The organism is Schinkia azotoformans (assembly GCF_035811335.1).
GTDB lineage: Bacteria > Bacillota > Bacilli > Bacillales > Bacillaceae_J > Schinkia > Schinkia azotoformans.
The window spans coordinates 131,856-132,845 of the sequence record NZ_JARSMD010000002.1; the positions used below are offsets into that span (position 1 = coordinate 131,856).

General features: G+C 36.6%; 1 protein-coding gene and 1 pseudogene. Both read right to left on the reverse strand.

Going from position 1 to position 990, the window contains the following annotated elements:
* Positions 1–516 (reverse strand): annotated as a pseudogene (locus P9E47_RS02020) (hypothetical protein); the annotation flags it as partial.
* Positions 517–531: 15 nt separating this feature from the next.
* Entirely contained in the window at positions 532–933 is a 402-nt protein-coding gene (tnpA, locus tag P9E47_RS02025) for an IS200/IS605 family transposase (protein ID WP_326162495.1), read from the reverse strand.
* Between the last annotated feature and the right edge of the window lie 57 nt (positions 934–990).

Consider the following 990-nt stretch of genomic DNA (forward strand, 5'->3'; position numbering starts at 1 on the left):
TTGTGCAGTTGGAAGATATAATACTTCATCTTTAATGTAGATATTTCCGTTTTGATTGAATGTAGTATAGCTAGCTTTGCTACCCTTACGAGAATGGAACTTTGGCATTCCTTTTAAATCACGAAATGTTGGTTTGATTCCTAGTGTCTTCTCACGTTTTAAGGCAGATTTCTTGTATTGTTTCTTATATGCAATCTTGTTAAAAGCTGTTATCGCCTTGTTGAAGTGTTGCTTCGCTTCGTTAGAAGCGAATGCGTCTACAAGATATAAGTAAGCTACATTATCATTTACACATTGTTTTTTGAATTCAGAAACAGTCGGCATATCCATCATCTTTAAAGAAGGTAACTTGTCGCCAACTTGATAGTTAGTCTTTTCCAAATAACCATATAGGTGAGCAACATGGAGGTTATACATCTTTCTATCTGCACCAAAACACTGCCGCAAATAAGTTTCTACCTCTTGAGAAATAGGGGTAGCACGATACACATAGCCACGGTTTACTAATTCAAGCATTGGTTTCACCTCCTGTCATTTTTGTTTTTGGCTTTGGATATATCTGCGAACCTGCTCTTCAGTATTTTCACTAACTGTAGCGATAAAATAGCTAGGATTCCACAGATGACCTCCCCAGAGAAATCCTTTGATTTCGGGATGGAGTTTGAATAATCTCCTGGCTGATTGCCCCTTTAAGGTCTTCACAACAGTTGGGATATAATGCTGAGGCTTTAAGGAAATCAACATATGAATATGGTCTTTATCGGTTTCCATTTCTTCAATCGTTATCTCGTGGTCTTTGCAAAGTTGTATAAGAATTTCTTTTAATGATTTTTCAATCTCATTTACAAGCACTTTTCTTCTATACTTTACACACCACACTAGATGGTATTGAAGCGAGTAAACATATCCTCTACCGTGAATAACTTTTGACACAGTTACCACCTCAGGTCTATTATACTACGAACTCTATCATATGTATCAAGATGTGCA